The sequence below is a fragment of the Rothia nasimurium genome (assembly GCF_928392795.1).
Lineage (GTDB): Bacteria > Actinomycetota > Actinomycetes > Actinomycetales > Micrococcaceae > Rothia > Rothia nasimurium_F.
Genome location: NZ_CAKMTJ010000001.1, coordinates 386,329 through 401,676, shown reverse-complemented (window position 1 = coordinate 401,676; position 15,348 = coordinate 386,329). Strand labels below are relative to the sequence as shown.

The window sequence follows — 15,348 nt, the reverse complement described above, 5'->3', positions numbered from 1 at the left end:
GTTCTGCTAGTTGCGGGCGTCCTTAGCTCGAATCAAATCGAGGGCCACCAGGCCACCCAGAATGGCCAGCCGTACAGGTTCGGGGGCACCGGGGTCAAAGTTCACCCCGTAACGGCTTTTACCGCGCAGACCAGCTACCAGGCCACCCCACTCGCGGGCGACGCGGGCAGCGACATGGCCATTGACCGTAATGTTGAAGTCGTATTCAAAGAGGCTACCTTCGAGCTCCAGGGTGAGGCCAGGCAGTTCGATGGTCAGGCGCTTGCGCATGAAAGAGAACTGCTTTTGCACGTGGGCGAAGAGGGAACCATCGGGGTTCAGCAGTTCGTAGCGGTCCAGGCCAAAGTCAAAGGGGTCAACGATCTTGAGAAGAAGGTTCCCGTTACCGTCGACCAGGTCAAAGGTGCGGTTGCCCTTGAGCAGGCGGCCCGCGGTTGAGCCGGTGGTGAGCACCCGGCCGAGCACGCGCCCGTCCTGGCTCTGCATCTCAAAGTCATTGCTCATGAAGCTGCGGGTTTGCTGCACCACCAGGGTGTTTTCGGTCAGCAGGGGCGCGGACGCTCCCTGGTTCGTTTCTGGGGTCGGCTGGGGCTGATACCCGGGGTTGTTTGTGTTCTCACTCATAGTTCCACCCTAAACTAGACGGCGGGCTCCACATAATAGAGCACGGTCTCACCGTATTTTTTCTCGGCAAACTTTTCAAGGCCTTCGGGCCAGGCGGGCTCGTCGGTGCGGGAGGCCCGTTCAACCACCACCACCGCTCCCTCGGTCAGGCGGGGCGCCAGCAGGGCCAGCAGATCTTCGAGCTCGCTGTTGGTCACGGCGTAGGGCGGGTCAATAAAGACCAGGTCCCAGGCGGACGCCCCCGCCGAAAGGTAGGTGCGGGCCGTCATCTTATGCACGCGAGCAGTTCCGCCAGCGGTCTTGCCCACGGCGGCAATGTTTTTTTCGATGACGGTAACGGCCTTGGGGTAGTGGTCTACGAAGTCCACATGGGCGGCCCCGCGCGAGAGGGCCTCGCAGCCCAGGGCACCCGAGCCACCAAAGAGGTCGAGGGCGCGTACACCGTCCAGCATGTTGTAGGTGTCCAGGCGAGAGAAGAGGGCTTCTTTAACCCGGTCGGTGGTGGGGCGGGTGTTATCACCGGGGACATTCGCTAGGCGCAGACCGCCTGCGGCTCCTGCAATAATGCGGCTCATTCGGCTGCGCTCCGCTCGTGATGGTAGGGGGTGGGGACTGTTATAAGGGTACCGTCAGGCAGGGGCGGGAACAAAGGTGGATGTGATGTCAGGGCATGTGGTGACGTAGTGCTGAACGGTAGGCCTTGGTTGACCGCATTTATTCTGTTCTGACCGCAACTAGTTGCGGGTATATCAGAATAAGTGCGGGGGGGGCTCCGTCCTCCACCGCCGCATCTAGCCGCGCCCCAGGAAGGCCTCGCGGTCGGCGTCGAGGGCCCGGTCGATGGTGCGGGCCAGATCGGGGTGTTTAGCCAGGGTGGGGTCAGCCTCAATAATTCCGAAGGCGTCCTGCCGGGCCCGCTCAATGAGTTTGGCATCGGTCAGGGCCCGCAGCAGCTTGAGGGTGGACTTCTTCCCTGACTGGGCAGCGCCGAGAATATCGCCTTCGCGCCGCTGTTCCAGGTCAACCCGCGAAAGCTCGAAGCCGTCGGTGGTGGCCGCTACCGCTGCCAGTCGCTCCCGACTGACGCCGTCCGCCGGCTGCTTGGTGACCAGCAGGCAAGTGCCGGGCAGGGAGCCGCGGCCGATGCGTCCGCGCAACTGGTGGAGGCCAGAAATACCGAAGCGGTCGGCATCCATAATGATCATGAGAGTTGCGTTGGGCACGTTCACACCCACCTCAATCACGGTGGTAGACACCAGCAGGTCAACGCGACCGGCGGAGAATTCGGTCATGACCCGGTTCTTCTCGGCGGTATCCATTCGCCCGTGGAGCCCCTCGATGCGCACCCCGGCCAGGGCGGGAACGTCCTCTAGCTCCTCCAGGGTGCTCTCGACCGAGGCCAGCGAACCTCGGGCGCTCTCCCCCGCCGCAGCCTGGGAGCCCAGCCCTTTACCGGTGAGCCCGCCCGCCCCGAAGAGGGTCTGGCCTGCTTCGGCGTCACCGGGGGTATCGGCCCCACCGATTTTGGGCACCACCACATAAACCTGGTGCCCAGCATCGATTTCTTCGCGGGCGCGGGCCCAGATGCGGTCGGCCCAGCGGGGGTGCTCTGCCAGCGGCACCACGTGGGTGGTAATTTTTTGGCGGCCGGCCGGTAGCTGGTCAAGCACCGAGGTGTCGAGATCGCCGAAGACGGTCATGGCGACGGTACGGGGTATGGGGGTGGCGGTCATGACCAGCCGGTGGGGCAGCTCCCCGCCGGGCCCGCGCAGGGCATCGCGCTGTTCAACGCCGAAGCGGTGCTGCTCATCGACTACGACCAGCCCGAGGGCGGCGAAGGTCACCGAGTCTCCGAGCAGGGCGTGGGTACCAATGACGATATCTGCCTCGCCCGAGGCGATAGCCAGCAGGGCTTCCCGTTTGGCCTTGGTTTTGAGGGAGGCGGTGAGCAGCACGACGCGGACGCCCGCCCCGGCGCTCCCGGAACCGTCCTGCGGGGCCAGCATGTCGCCCAGAATCTCGCAGACCGACCGGTAGTGCTGTTCAGCCAGAACCTCGGTGGGAGCCAGCATCGCTGACTGGGCACCGTTATCTGCCACCTGCAGCATGGCGCGCAGGGCCACCACGGTTTTGCCCGAGCCCACGTCCCCCTGGAGCAGGCGATTCATGGGGGAAGAGCTGGCCAGGTCAGAGCGGATTTCTGCACCAACGGCCTGCTGGCCCTCGGTCAGCTGATAGGGCAGGGCTTCCAGCAGGGCGTCCGCGAAACCGCCCTCTACATAGGGGCGGGCAACGGTCTGGTGGGCGGCTCGGGCTGCACGAATACGGGCCAGAGCGGCCTGTAGCACGAAGGCCTCGCGGTAGCGCAGGGAGTGGTGGGCTGCCCGCCAGGTTTCTTCGGTATCGGGGGTGTGCACGGCCCGGTAGGTCCATTCCAGGGAGGGGATCTTGCGGCTCTTGCGCACGGTAAAGGGGACGGGGTCTTCGAGCTCCTTGAGGTTGATGCGCTCAATCAGGGTCTCGATGGCTGCGGCCACCTTATCGGTGGGGAACTTGGGGCTGGCCTTATAGACCGGTATGGGGGCGGACGCCCGCGCGGCAGCCCGCTCTATCGCTTCGGCGCTGGCGCCGGGGGTGGCGGCCAGTTCTTTTCCGGCGATGACGGCGTAGTGGGGGTTGGTCAGGGTGATTTCGCCCCGGTAGGAGCCCACTTTGCCCGAGAACATGACATGGTCACCCTCGTGAATGTCGCGGGCTGCTGTCCAGGCGTTGAAGAAGCTTAGGGTCATGGTGCCGCTGGCTGTCAGCGAGTAGGGTTCGGGGGCGTAGCCACCAAAGATGTCTCCCAGCCGGTAGCTGGGCTGGGTGCCCGGTAGCTGGGTGTCGGTGGAGCCCCCTGCGCTGCCGTGCAGACGGGGGTTGGTGTAGCCCCGGGTGTAGGACGCCGGTGGGGCCGCTCCCCGGTAGGCGTTGGGGTTAGGGGGTTGCCAGGTGGGCTCGGGCTGGCCAACCTGATCTAGCTGGTCGGTGATGGTGATTTCTGTGATGGATCCGCGGCGCGATGCCATCTGGCGGGTTGTCACCCGCACTACCCTGGCGACGATGGTAGCTTCGGCGCCTTCGACCAGGGATGAGAAGGGGGTGAGTTCCCCGCGTGGCAGGTACTTGCGGGGGTAGTAGTCCAGGGCCTGCCCCACGGTTTCTAGCCCCAGATGGGTCTTAAAGGACTTGGCCAGGGTCGCCCCCAGGTAGTCGGTCAGGGGGGCGTTATCGAGGCGGTCTTCTGCGGCGTACCGGGCCAGGGCGTCCTTTGCCTGCTCGCTCAATTCCGGGGTCTTTCGTTTACGGGCTGTCATTAGGGGCTGGGCTCCCGGTGGGCGGGGTCATCCAGGGAGGTGGTTCGCACGTTGAGGGGCTTGCCCGCAGCGCGGATGAGGGCCAGGGCGTCCTCGGCCTCGGGGACGTGCACGTGGATAGCCCACAGGGCCTCATTCCCTGCTTCGACCTGGGCGATGGAGACCGAGTCCCCGACCGTCTCTAAGGCGCTGCGCAGCTGGGTTACTTCGAGCACCGGAAGATAAATCTCGCACATAACCTCAACGCGGGCTTCTGCCGCCGAGCGCTGCCGAGTGCTTCGGGGCGGTAAGGACGCCGCCCCCACCTGGAGCAGGTCGCGGTAGGTAGCCTGCGGGGCGGCTCCCAGCAGCTCTGTTGCCAGGGCCACTAAGACCAGGTGCAGGCCCAGGGCTCCGGAATCAACCCAGCCGTTACGGGCGTGGTCTGCTTCGGCGGTAGCTCGCAGGGCAGCCTCTGAGACGGCCAGTAGCTTCGTGAGGTAGACCTGCCAGGGGTCCTCTTCATCGGTAGGATCTGGCATCGGGCAGGTAGCAAGAGCCTGCATGAGGGTGAGCATGGTGCCGTCGGCGGGCTGGCTCAGAGCGGCGGACGCCTGCTGGGCCCCTCGTTCCCAGGCAGCGGCGAGCGCCTGCGGGGTCAGAGCTTGAACAGTAGAAGGCAGCAGCTGCCCGGCCTCCCCCAGTTCCTCAGCTAGACCCAGGAGCCAGACAGCTAGCAGGGTTCCAGAGTTTCCCCTGGCCCCGCGCAGGGCTGCCCGGGCGGCGAGGGCGAGGGTGGGCTCGTCCGCCATGCCTGCGGTGTCGGCGGCCCGGCCGAGGGTGGCGACCATGTTGGCCCCGGTGTCGGCATCGGCCACGGGGAAGACGTTAATGCGGTTGAGAAGGGATCGGTGCTCCACCAGCTGGGTGCGAGCGCGCAGTAGCCAGTTCAGCCACCAGTCAGCGGGAACCTGCCTCAAAGTGATCCCATCCTTTCGCGGTGTAGGTGCGGCCGTCGACGGTGATTCCGTCACCTGCCTGTACCGTACCAATTCTAGTAAATCCGGGCGGTATCTGTGCAGGTGGGCAGGTGCCTAGTAGGCCGTGGTCTTCCCCGCCGGTTAGCACCCAGCGTAGGGCTTGGGCGTCAGCCTGTTCTGGGGTGCCTGCGGTGAGCAGGGCTGCAGGGCCTACCCTGTCAATCCAGGGGGCCAGGGCCGTCGAGTCGAGGTCGAGGGCCACACCGGAGGCCGCTGCAATACGGCCGCCGTCGCGCACCAGCCCGTCGGAGACATCCATGAGGGAGGTCAGGTAGGCGGCGCCCTCCGGCCCCAGGTGAAGGGGCGAGCGGGGGCGCTGCTGGGCGCGGACGCAGGCGGTCAGCTCTTCGGTGGCGGTGAAGGGGGCTGAGTCGAGCAGGGCTAAGCCGGCAGCTGCGGTGCCCAGAGCACCGGCGAAGACCATGGCGTCCCCGGGGCGGGCACCGCTTCGGGTGATGGGTCGGTCGGTCAGGCCCACGGCGGTAACAGTTACCGAGATTTCGCTGCCTGAGCCCATATCGCCCCCGGCAATCGTGCAGGTGGTAGCCCCCTGGGCAGTACAGGATTCGGTAATCCCCCGGGCAAAGTCCTGCACCCAGCTCACGGGGGTATCGGGGGTCAGAGTGAGGGATACCAGCAGGGTGACCGGGGTAGCCCCCATAGCTGCGATATCGGCCAGGTTCTGGGTGGCGGCCTTCCAGCCCACCTCATACCCGCCGGTTGTGTAGCCCGAAGGCCAACTGCGGCGGAAGTCCTGGTTTTCGGTTTGGGTGTCGGTGCTCATGACGGTCAGCCCGCCCCGCAGATCGAGGGCAGCGGAGTCGTCCCCCGGCCCCAGGACCAGGGCGCCGGGGGCACCTAGCTCGGCACGGACGTCCGCCGCCCGCTCATTGTGCTCGGCCAGCACGGGCATAAACAGGGCAAGAAGCTGGCCCTCACTCACCTGGGCAACGGTCTGCATAGGGCTCCTAGTTCCTGGGCGCACGGTTACGCCAGACAAAGTTAAAGACCACCAGGGCCAGGCCCGCCGTGGCAATACCCGTAAAAATCAGCAGGGGGCGGGCACCGTTCATAATGGTGTTGCCGCGCTGGAAGATACTCCCCCCGGTCACTGCCCCGGCCTGGTGCCCCTGGGTTTCGGCCCCGGCAACACCGGCGGCCTGGTTGGGATCAATCGTCGAGGAAGATTTCTCTTGAGCTACCGCTGCATTCAAGAACCCTTCTACCCACTCAGGTGCCCCTGAGTACCCCGGGTCTTGCTGGCTGCTTGAGAAAATACCCAGGACTGTTCCACCCACCGGGGAGCTTTCCAGCTGGCTTGTATCGGCGTCCATTCGCCCAGGAGCCTGGGCACCAGCAACACTACTGCCCAGGGTAGAGGGCACAGGCGAGCCCTGAACCGGTATCGAACCTGGGCTAGTGTCGGTTTGACCGATACCCTCAGAAGGCTGCCCCGTAGGTTGGGGGGCTGGCAGGCTAGGGAGCCCGGCAGCTCCACCGGTCACATCAGGGTCAGCAGTTTCCCCTGGAGGCAGGAGAATCTCAATCGCCGATTGGCTGGGGGCAGGTTCAGGGTTAGCCGAAGGAAGCGGGTTCTCGCTCGGTTCTGGCACAGGAGTCGAGGGGGCGGACGAACTCGGTTCGGGGCTGGGTGTTGGGGCAACGGGCACTGGGCTAGTCGGCTCAGGGTCTGTGGGCTCGGGCGAAGGAGACTCTGGCGCAGAAGTTTCAGGACCGGGTGACTCGGTAGCGCTGGGAGAATCGGTGACGGTGGGGCTCTCACTCGGCAAGTCACTCGATGGGGAGGAACCAGTGGGGGCAGGGCTCACCGTAGAGGTGAAGCTCTCAGTTGGATCAGCTGCGTAGGCGCTCTGGGAGCCTGCCAGGGTCGAGCCGACCAGCAGGGTCAGGGGGGCAAGGGATACAGCCAGAGCCGTTCCCGCAGCATAACAGGTCTTCTTCTGCACGGGCCCTCCTTTCCATCGCTCAAAACCAGGCTGCCGTACCCGGAGCAACCCTACCCCTACCCTACCGAATCTGCCACCGCCCCGGCTAGCTAGACCGCTTACCAGCTCCAAGCCCTCAAGAAAGTTATAGAATAGCCGGGTGAGAACACCACACAAACCTCTTATTCTCTTCCTGGCAGCCTTCGGCCTCACCGGCTGCGGGGCAGGCGCCGTCACCCTTGAACCGGCCCCCGACGCTGCTAACCCCACCTGCGCCTACGCTTTGGTTGCTATGCCAGAAACCGTCAGTGGACTCTCCCAGCGCGAAACCACCGCCCAGGCGACAACTGCCTGGGGCGACCCCAGCGCCGTCATTCTCAAATGCGGAGTCGAGCTCGGCACAGCCCCCGTCTCAGATACCTGTGTCTCCGTCAACGGGGTGGACTGGATCGTCAAACCCGCCGACGAAGAACTTGCCACTGCCACCGAGCAAACAGCCACCGGCACCTGGGTTGCCGAAACTTTCGGACGTGACCCCGCGGTGCAGGTCACCTTTGATGCAGATAGAGTCTCATCGTCCACCGTCCTGGCAGAACTATCATCTGCTGTAGCCCAGATACCCCAGCAGATGCAGTGCACCAACCTCGATGACACCCTCACCGGTATCGACAGCGGCACAGATAGCTAAAGAAAAACCCCCGGCACCTAGTAAGGTACCGGGGGTCATTCACAGCTACGGGTGCGGGGCTTAGGCCAGCACCGCTACCGGGTCTAGCGCAGGCCCAGGGGGCGCTCTAGAGCCAGAGAAATCAGCTCGTCAATCAGCTCACCATAAGCCAGGCCGGTGTTCTCCCACATGGTCTTATACATAGAAATCGGGGTGAAGCCGGGCATGGTGTTCACCTCGTTAATGACCAGGCGGCCGTCCTCGGTGTAGAAGAAGTCAGCGCGGCACAGGCCTTCACCGTCAACGGCAAGGAAGGCCTCAACAGCCAGCTGGCGCATCCGCTCAGAAACCTCAGCGGGCAGGTCAGCCGGGCAACGGGTCTCAGCGGAAGTCTTCGAAACGTACTTGGCCTCAAAATCGTAGAAACCGTGCTGCTCATCCACCACAACAATTTCACCGGGGTAAGAGGCCCGAGGCAGCTCAGAACGGTGCCCATCGAGCACAGCACACTCAATCTCCCGGCCCACAATGCCAGCCTCAATCACGAGCTTAGGGTCGTGGGCCTGGGCCTCAGCAATAGCAGCATCAAGCTGGTCAGCCGAATCAACCTTGGTAATACCAAAGGAGGACCCCGCACGGGCAGGCTTCACAAAGACCGGGTAGCCCAGTTTCTCAATGCGCTCGCGGGCACCAGCCTGGTCAAGTACCCACTGGCGGTGGGTCACAACCTCGTAGGGTCCAACGTCCAGGCCAGCGGCCTCAAAGGCCACCTTCATGAAATGCTTGTCCATACCAACCGCGGACGAGGCAACGCCACAGCCTACGTACTTCAAATCTGCCATTTCCAGCAGGCCCTGCACGGTGCCGTCCTCACCAAAGGGGCCGTGGAGTAGGGGGAAGACCACGTCGATAGCCGGGCCCAGCTCAACACTGGTGGAATCAGCAGAATCAATCAGGCGCAGACGATTATCACCGCCGCCTAGGGGCAAAAAGACCTGCTTGCCTGTAGCTGGGAACTCTGCCAGGGCGGTAGCCTCGGTTAGCTCAATCAGGGCAGCTTCATCGGTCAGGTACCAGCGGCCGTCCTTAGTAATACCGATGGTGACCACATCGTACTTGTTATGGTCGATAGCCCCGAGGACGCCTCGGGCGGTAATCAGTGAGATGGAGTGCTCCGACGAGCGCCCACCGCACAGCAGGGCGACAGTAGGTTTGGTGCTGGTTTCGGTCATAACGTCCTTTGGGTCGTGGGCGGGGCAAAGCCCCGTCTGCCCTAGCCTGCCGGGGTGCTTTCCTCAGATTTAAGGGTGCGGCCCAGCAGGGCGGGGGCTAATTCTTCAACTGATATTCTACGGTCGAGCACAGCGGTGACAGCCTCGGTAATGGGCATTTCTACCCCTACTTTTCGCGCGAGTTCTGCCACAACGGGAGCTGATTTGATGGACTCAGCAGTCTGGGTCATGACGGTGTGCAGCTGGTCAGGGGCAATCCCCTCAGCCAGGAGCCGACCGGCGGTATGGTTACGGGAGAGGGGCGAAGCGCAGGTGGCAATCAGGTCGCCCATTCCTGCCAGGCCGCTCACAGTTTCGCTCTTACCGCCAAGGGCCAGAGCGAGGCGGGTCGTCTCAGCCAAGCCACGGGTCATGACCGAGGCCTTGGAGTTATCACCGTACTGCTTGCCCTCGCACATGCCTACGCACAGGGCAATCACGTTTTTGACCAGGCCACCAATTTCAACGCCAACGATATCGGTGTTGGTGTAGGGACGGAAGTAGTCGGCAGCGCAGACGGCGGCAATCTCCCGGGCGGTATCCTGACTCAGGGCCGCAACCACGCTGGTGGTGGGCTGTTCGGCAATAATTTCTTTAGCCAGGTTGGGGCCAGAGAGCACGGTCACCCGCCCGGGAACAGCCTCTACGGCTTCGGGGGCTGCACCGCTAGCGATCAGGTGGCTTTGCAGCACCTCAACCATGACCTCACTCATGCGCAGGCCTGTGCCCATTTCAAGGCCCTTGGCCAGGGAGACCAGCAGGGCGTCCTCTTCCAGCAGAGGGGCGAAGACCTCGAGCTGGGAACGCAGCACCTGGGCCGGAATAGCCAGGACCACAATGCTGGCCCCGGTCAGAGCCTCAGCGGCATCTGCGGTCATCACCATGCTGTCGGGGAGCTTCACCCCGGGAAAGTAGCCCTCATTGGTGCGACTCTCTTGCATGGCCGCCATCGTAGTGGGATTACGCCCCCACAGCACAACCTGCCGGTCGGTGCCTGAGCTGGCGGCGGCGTCCGCAAGAACCTTGGCAAAAGCGGTGCCCCAGCTGCCTGCTCCAAGAACAGCGATTTTCTGGTGCTTCACATTGGTCATGGGTGCGGGCCTCCCCTAGCGGTTACTGGTCAGGTGACTGGCGGACGTCCAACACGGCATTCCAGCGCCCGGCTGGGGCTTTCTCCCCGCGCAGGCCTTCAAGCAGGCTGGTAACGTCATCAAGCATACGGTTGGTGACGGCATTCAGCTCGTCGTGGGTATAGCGAGCACCGGCTTCGCGACGCTGCACCAGGTCGCTGAAATCAACCGGATCACCTACCACGATTTTGACCTTCTTGCGGGGCCAACCAAAACGAGGTTTCCCGCGGCGAGGCCAGAAGTCCTGATCGCCCCAGTGAGCCACCGGGTAGACCGGGGCCCCGGAAGCGAGGGCCAGGCGGGCTGCCCCCGATTTACCGGTCATGGGCCACATCTCGGGGTCCTTGGTCAGGGTGCCCTCGGGGAAGATAATGACCGCTCCCCCGGCGTCCAAAACGTTCTGGGCAACCTCAAGAGACTGGCCCGCCCGGGCTGAACCGCGGGCTACCGGAATGTGGGCACACTGGCGCATGAGCCAGCCAAGCACCGGCACCCGAAATAACGCTTCTTTGGCCAAGAACCTAGGTAGGACCCCCTCCAGGAAGAGAGGGTAGGCTGCGGTAATCGGGTCGACCACGGTCAGGTGGTTTGAGACCACGATAAACCCACCGCTCTTGGGTAGCTTCTCCCGCCCCTCAATCTGCGCCTTCATGGGCAGATTGTAGAGGGGGCGCAAGAGCGTACCGGCTACGGTGTAGACCGCGTCCCCCAGCTTGGTGGGCTTGATATCACTCAAAGAAGCGCTGTTCTTGCTCATCTTAGGCAGTGACCTCGAAGTTAGCGCCCAGGGCGGTGAGCTTATCAACGAAGTGCTCATAGCCGCGGGAGATGACTGAAACGCCGGTGACGTTTGAGGTGCCTTCAGCGGTCAGGGCAGCGATCACGTGGGAGAAGCCACCGCGCAGATCGGGCACGTTGATGTCGGCGCCACGCAGGGGGGTCTTACCGGTGATGATGGCTGAGTGCTTGAAGTTCTGGTGGCCGAAGCGGCAGGGGGTGGGGCCCAGGCAGTCCTTGTGAAGCTGCACGGTAGCACCCATGCGCACCAGGGCGTCGGTGAACCCAAAGCGGTTCTCGTACACGGTCTCGTGAACGACGGAAACGCCCTTAGCCTGGGTCATAGCAACAACCAGGGGCTGCTGCCAGTCGGTCATGAAGCCGGGGTGGACGTTGGTTTCAACAAAGAGGGGGTTGAGGTCGCCACCCTGGTGGAAGAAGCGGATGCCCTCATCGGTGATGTCCAAGCCGCCGCCCAGCTTACGGTAGACGTTGATGAAGGTGGAAAGATCCTTCTGGTTGGCGTTACGCACGAAGATGTCGCCACCGGTGGCCAGGGCCGCGGAAGCCCAGGAGGCTGATTCATTACGGTCGGGCATCGCCACGTGATTAAAGCCGGTCAGCTCGTCGACGCCTTCGATGATGATCTGGCGATCAGTTTCGACGGTAATGATGGCACCCATCTTCTGCAAGATGGCGATGAGGTCCATAATTTCAGGCTCAATGGCAGCGCCGGTCAGCTCGGTCTTGCCCTTGGCACGGGAGGCCGCCAGCAGAACCTGCTCGGTGGCACCGACAGAGGGGTATTCCAGGTTAATCTGGGCACCCTTAAGACCATCAGCGGGAGCCTTCATGGAGATACCGGTAGGCAGCTTCTCAATCTTGGCACCAAACTTTTCCAGCACGCGCAGGTGCCAGTTGATGGGACGGTCACCGATCTTGCAACCACCCAGGTCGGGGATAAAGGCTTCCCCGATAGTGTGCAGCAGGGGGCCGCAGAGCAGAATCGGAATACGGGAGTCGCCTGCGTGCACCTCAATATCGGTGTGGTTAGCTACGGAGACCTTAGAGGGATCCATGCGCAGTTCGCCAGCCTGCATGTTGTAGTCCACCGACACACCGTGCAGCTCTACCAGGTCGGTAACAACCTGCACGTCCTTAATTTCGGGAACGTTACGAAGCACCGAGGGGGTGGAGCCCAACAGGGCAGCAACCATGGCTTTGGGGACCAGGTTCTTAGCACCGCGGACGTTTACCTCGCCCTTCAGAGGGGTGCCACCTTCAATACGCAGTGCGCTGACCATGTATGTCCAATCGTCAAAACTGTTAGGGTGTTGATTCGCGTTACTTTACGCGTCAATTCTCGTTTACCAACTTTACCCCACTTAGGTGCACTGGTTGTTGTACAGGCGGTGTTCTTAGCCATACCACAGCTTTTACCTATCTAGACGGGCCAGGCAGAACACCGAAAGGACGCCGGTGCTCGGGGCACGGCGTCCTTATGGTTAAGCTGTGGGCTGGTTTTACAGCTACTGGGTGCGGGGCAACCAGGCGGGGCGCTTGGCTTCGTAGGCGGTAATCGCGTCCTCGTGTTGTAGGGTCAGACCGATATCATCCAGGCCCTCCATCAGGCGCCAGCGCACATAGTCATCAATCTGGAAGGGTACGGTCAGCGCACCAACGGTGACGGTCTTTTCTTCCAGGTCAACGGTGACCTCGGTACCGGGTTCGGTTTCCAGCTGCTTCCAGATCAGTTCGATGTTGTCCTGGTCTACCTGGGCAGCAACCAGGCCCTGCTTGCCGGAGTTACCGCGGAAGATATCAGCGAAACGGGCTGAGATCACCACGCGGAAACCGTAGTCCTTCAGAGCCCAGACCGCGTGCTCGCGAGAGGAGCCGGTACCAAAGTCGGGGCCGGCAACCAGCACGGAACCCTGCTTGTAGGGCTCCTGGTTGAGGATGAAGTTTTCGTCCTTGCGCCAGCCTGCGAACAGGGCATCGTCAAAGCCGGTCTTAGTGACGCGCTTGAGGTAGACAGCGGGGATAATCTGGTCGGTATCGACGTTGGAGGCGCGCAGGGGCACCCCGATGCCGGTGTGCTTCTTAATGGGTTCCATCAAAAAATCCGTTTCCGCCCGATCAAGCCGGGCTAGTGCGAGTGGGGTGCTTAGAGGTCAGCCGGTGAGGACAGGGTACCGCGGATGGCGGTAGCGGCGGCAACCAGGGGTGAGACTAGGTGGGTGCGCCCGCCCTTACCCTGGCGTCCTTCGAAGTTGCGGTTGGAGGTTGAGGCGCAGCGTTCGCCGGGAGCCAGCTGGTCGGGGTTCATACCCAGGCACATGGAGCAACCGGCAAAACGCCAGTCGGCCCCGAAGTCCTTGAAAATCTGATCCAGACCCTCTTCTTCGGCCTGGGCACGTACCTTCTGAGAGCCGGGGACCACCATCATACGGACGCCTTCGGCCAGCTTCTGACCCTTGACGATTTCAGCGGCAGCGCGCAGGTCCTCGATACGGGAGTTGGTGCAGGAGCCCAGGAAGACCACATCGACGGGGATGTCCTTCATAGGGGTACCTGCGGTCAGGTCCATGTATTCCAGGGCGCGGGAGGCGGCCTTCTGCTCGTTCTCGTCCTCGAAGTCCTCGGGGAAGGGCACTGCCTGGGAGAGGGGGACGCCCTGACCGGGGTTGGTGCCCCAGGTGACGAAGGGTTCTAGCTCGTCGGCGTTGATGAAGACCTCCCGGTCGAAGGTTGCCCCCTCGTCGGTGGGCAGGGTCTTCCAGTATTCAACAGCGGCATCCCAGTTTTCGCCGGTGGGCGCGTGGGGGCGGCCCTTGACATAGTCAAAGGTGGTCTCATCGGGGGCCACCATACCGGCGCGGGCACCTGCTTCAATGGACATGTTGCAGATAGTCATTCTGCCCTCCATGGAGAGGGCACGGATGGCTGAGCCACGGTATTCAAGCACATAGCCCTGGCCACCGCCGGTGCCAATCTCCGCGATAACAGCCAGAATGATGTCCTTGGCGGTCACACCGGGCTTAAGGGTGCCCTCTACGTTAATAGCCATGGTCTTAAAGGGAGCCAGAGGCAGGGTCTGGGTAGCCATCACGTGCTCTACCTCAGAAGTACCAATGCCAAAGGCCAGGGCACCGAAGGCGCCGTGGGTTGAAGTGTGGGAGTCACCGCAGACCACGGTCATACCGGGCATGGTCAAACCCAGCTGGGGGCCCACCACATGCACGATGCCCTGTTCTTTATCGCCCAGGGAGTGGATACGGACGCCGAATTCCTCGGCATTCTTGCGCAGGGTTTCGATCTGGGTGCGGGAGGTCAGATCAGCGATGGTGGAGAAGATGTTCTCGGTGGGGGTGTTGTGGTCCTCAGTTGCGATGGTGAGGTCGAGACGACGCAGGGGGCGTCCTTCGAGGCGCAGACCCTCAAAGGCCTGGGGTGAGGTGACTTCGTGGACCAGGTGCAGGTCGATGTAGAGCAGGTCGGGCTTGCCGTTTTCGCCGGGCACTACAGTGTGCGCGTCCCAAACCTTTTCAGCCAAAGTTCGCGGGGTATGGTCGGTAATACCAGCCATGGAGTCCTCCATAAAGTTTTCTCGTGATGCTTTAACAAGTGTGACCCGCCGAAGAAAATCTTTCCAATAAATGAACTTGCATATCACCATATGAGAAGTCATGATAGGTTATACGGACACAATCCTTTAGCTCTCGATCTTTCACACTCGAAAGGCTCCCACCGCAACCACTCACCTGGGCCGAAGCCCGGCCCACGACCACAGGCGAAAGAAAAGTCACCATGCACGATAACCGCAGCTCAGGCGTCGGCGTCCTCGATAAAGCCGCACACATTCTTGACTGTCTCGAAGCAGGCCCCGCCACCCTCTCCCAGCTCGTTGAAGCAACCGGCCTAGCCCGCCCCACCGCCCACCGTCTCGCCGTCGCCCTAACCCACCACCGCCTGGTGGCCCGCGACGTCCAGGGTCGGTTCATGCTCGGCCCCCGCCTGGGCGAACTGTCCAGCGCCGCCGGCGAAGACCGCCTGATTGCCGCTGCCGGCCCCGTGCTCAACAACCTGCGCAACGTCACCGGTGAGTCCTCCCAGGTCTTCCGCCGCCAGGGCGACTGGCGCGTCTGCGTAGCCTCCGCAGAACGCCCCATCGGCCTACGCGATACCATCCCCGTAGGCACCCAGCTCTCCATGAAAGCCGGTTCTGCAGCCCAGATCCTAACCGCCTGGGAAGACCATGCCCGCCTGGTCGAGGGTCTGCACAATGCCCGATTCTCAGCTACCATGCTGGCAGCCGTCCGCCGCCGCGGCTGGGCCCAGTCCGTCGGCGAACGCGAACGCGGAACCGCGTCCGTTTCAGCCCCGGTGCGCTCCCCCTCCGGCAAGGTCATCGCTGCGGTTTCCATTTCGGGCCCTATCGAGCGCCTCACCCGCCAGCCCGGCCGTCTTCACGCCGAAGTAGTGTGCGAGGCTGCTGCTGCGCTGACTGAGGCGCTACGTAGCTAAAGCCTTACTCAGCAGCTTATACACAGAAACT

General features: G+C 62.8%; 14 protein-coding genes. 2 read left to right on the top strand and 12 right to left on the bottom strand.

Features of this window, described 5'->3' with window-relative positions:
- Positions 1-6 precede the first annotated feature (6 nt).
- From L6963_RS01770 to L6963_RS11790, 6 genes are all read right to left on the bottom strand, one after another.
- On the bottom strand, positions 7-624 hold the full coding sequence (locus L6963_RS01770) for an LURP-one-related/scramblase family protein (protein ID WP_237206409.1): 618 nt from the start codon (positions 622-624) through the stop codon (positions 7-9).
- A gap of 14 nt (positions 625-638) precedes the next feature.
- Positions 639-1,199 carry a 16S rRNA (guanine(966)-N(2))-methyltransferase RsmD gene (gene rsmD, locus L6963_RS01765; RefSeq protein WP_237206408.1) on the bottom strand — a complete coding sequence of 187 codons (561 nt, stop codon included), beginning with the start codon at positions 1,197-1,199 and terminating at the stop codon, positions 639-641.
- 216 nt (positions 1,200-1,415) lie between these two features.
- On the bottom strand, positions 1,416-3,950 hold the full coding sequence (locus L6963_RS01760) for an ATP-dependent DNA helicase RecG (protein WP_237209105.1): 2,535 nt from the start codon (positions 3,948-3,950) through the stop codon (positions 1,416-1,418).
- 29 nt (positions 3,951-3,979) lie between these two features.
- Positions 3,980-4,939, bottom strand: a complete 960-nt coding sequence (locus L6963_RS01755; protein WP_237206406.1) for a DAK2 domain-containing protein — start codon at positions 4,937-4,939, stop codon at positions 3,980-3,982.
- Entirely contained in the window at positions 4,920-5,960 is a 1,041-nt protein-coding gene (gene thiL / locus L6963_RS01750; RefSeq protein ID WP_237206405.1) for a thiamine-phosphate kinase, read from the bottom strand. Before thiL ends, L6963_RS01755 begins: the two co-directional genes overlap by 20 nt.
- A gap of 7 nt (positions 5,961-5,967) precedes the next feature.
- Positions 5,968-6,966, bottom strand: coding sequence for a hypothetical protein (locus L6963_RS11790; RefSeq protein ID WP_272878926.1), 999 nt, complete (start codon positions 6,964-6,966; stop codon positions 5,968-5,970).
- A 139-nt stretch (positions 6,967-7,105) separates the two neighbouring features.
- On the opposite strand from L6963_RS11790, the gene L6963_RS01740 reads away from it, so the two are divergent.
- Positions 7,106-7,633 (top strand): DUF3515 domain-containing protein, encoded by a 528-nt coding sequence (locus tag L6963_RS01740; protein WP_237206404.1) that lies wholly within the window; start codon positions 7,106-7,108, stop codon positions 7,631-7,633.
- Between the two features lie 83 nt (positions 7,634-7,716).
- Here L6963_RS01740 and L6963_RS01735 read toward each other — a convergent pair whose 3' ends face one another.
- The 6 genes from L6963_RS01735 to leuC form a co-directional block, all read right to left on the bottom strand.
- Positions 7,717-8,844, bottom strand: coding sequence for a D-alanine--D-alanine ligase family protein (locus L6963_RS01735; protein ID WP_237206403.1), 1,128 nt, complete (start codon positions 8,842-8,844; stop codon positions 7,717-7,719).
- A gap of 41 nt (positions 8,845-8,885) precedes the next feature.
- Positions 8,886-9,974 (bottom strand): NAD(P)H-dependent glycerol-3-phosphate dehydrogenase, encoded by a 1,089-nt coding sequence (locus L6963_RS01730; RefSeq protein ID WP_237206402.1) that lies wholly within the window; start codon positions 9,972-9,974, stop codon positions 8,886-8,888.
- Positions 9,975-9,996: 22 nt separating this feature from the next.
- The gene (locus tag L6963_RS01725; RefSeq protein ID WP_237206401.1) at positions 9,997-10,770 is read right to left on the bottom strand and encodes a lysophospholipid acyltransferase family protein; all 774 of its coding nucleotides are present in this window, start codon (positions 10,768-10,770) and stop codon (positions 9,997-9,999) included.
- 1 nt (position 10,771) lies between these two features.
- Positions 10,772-12,094 carry a UDP-N-acetylglucosamine 1-carboxyvinyltransferase gene (murA, locus tag L6963_RS01720; RefSeq protein ID WP_135013844.1) on the bottom strand — a complete coding sequence of 441 codons (1,323 nt, stop codon included), beginning with the start codon at positions 12,092-12,094 and terminating at the stop codon, positions 10,772-10,774.
- Between the two features lie 225 nt (positions 12,095-12,319).
- On the bottom strand, positions 12,320-12,907 hold the full coding sequence (gene leuD / locus L6963_RS01715) for a 3-isopropylmalate dehydratase small subunit (protein ID WP_237206400.1): 588 nt from the start codon (positions 12,905-12,907) through the stop codon (positions 12,320-12,322).
- A 50-nt stretch (positions 12,908-12,957) separates the two neighbouring features.
- On the bottom strand, positions 12,958-14,379 hold the full coding sequence (gene leuC, locus L6963_RS01710; RefSeq protein WP_237206399.1) for a 3-isopropylmalate dehydratase large subunit: 1,422 nt from the start codon (positions 14,377-14,379) through the stop codon (positions 12,958-12,960).
- A gap of 221 nt (positions 14,380-14,600) precedes the next feature.
- Between leuC and L6963_RS01705 the strand changes: the two genes are divergently transcribed.
- Positions 14,601-15,317: an IclR family transcriptional regulator gene (locus L6963_RS01705; protein ID WP_237185919.1), complete on the top strand. Its 717-nt coding sequence runs from the start codon at positions 14,601-14,603 to the stop codon at positions 15,315-15,317.
- Positions 15,318-15,348 lie beyond the last annotated feature (31 nt).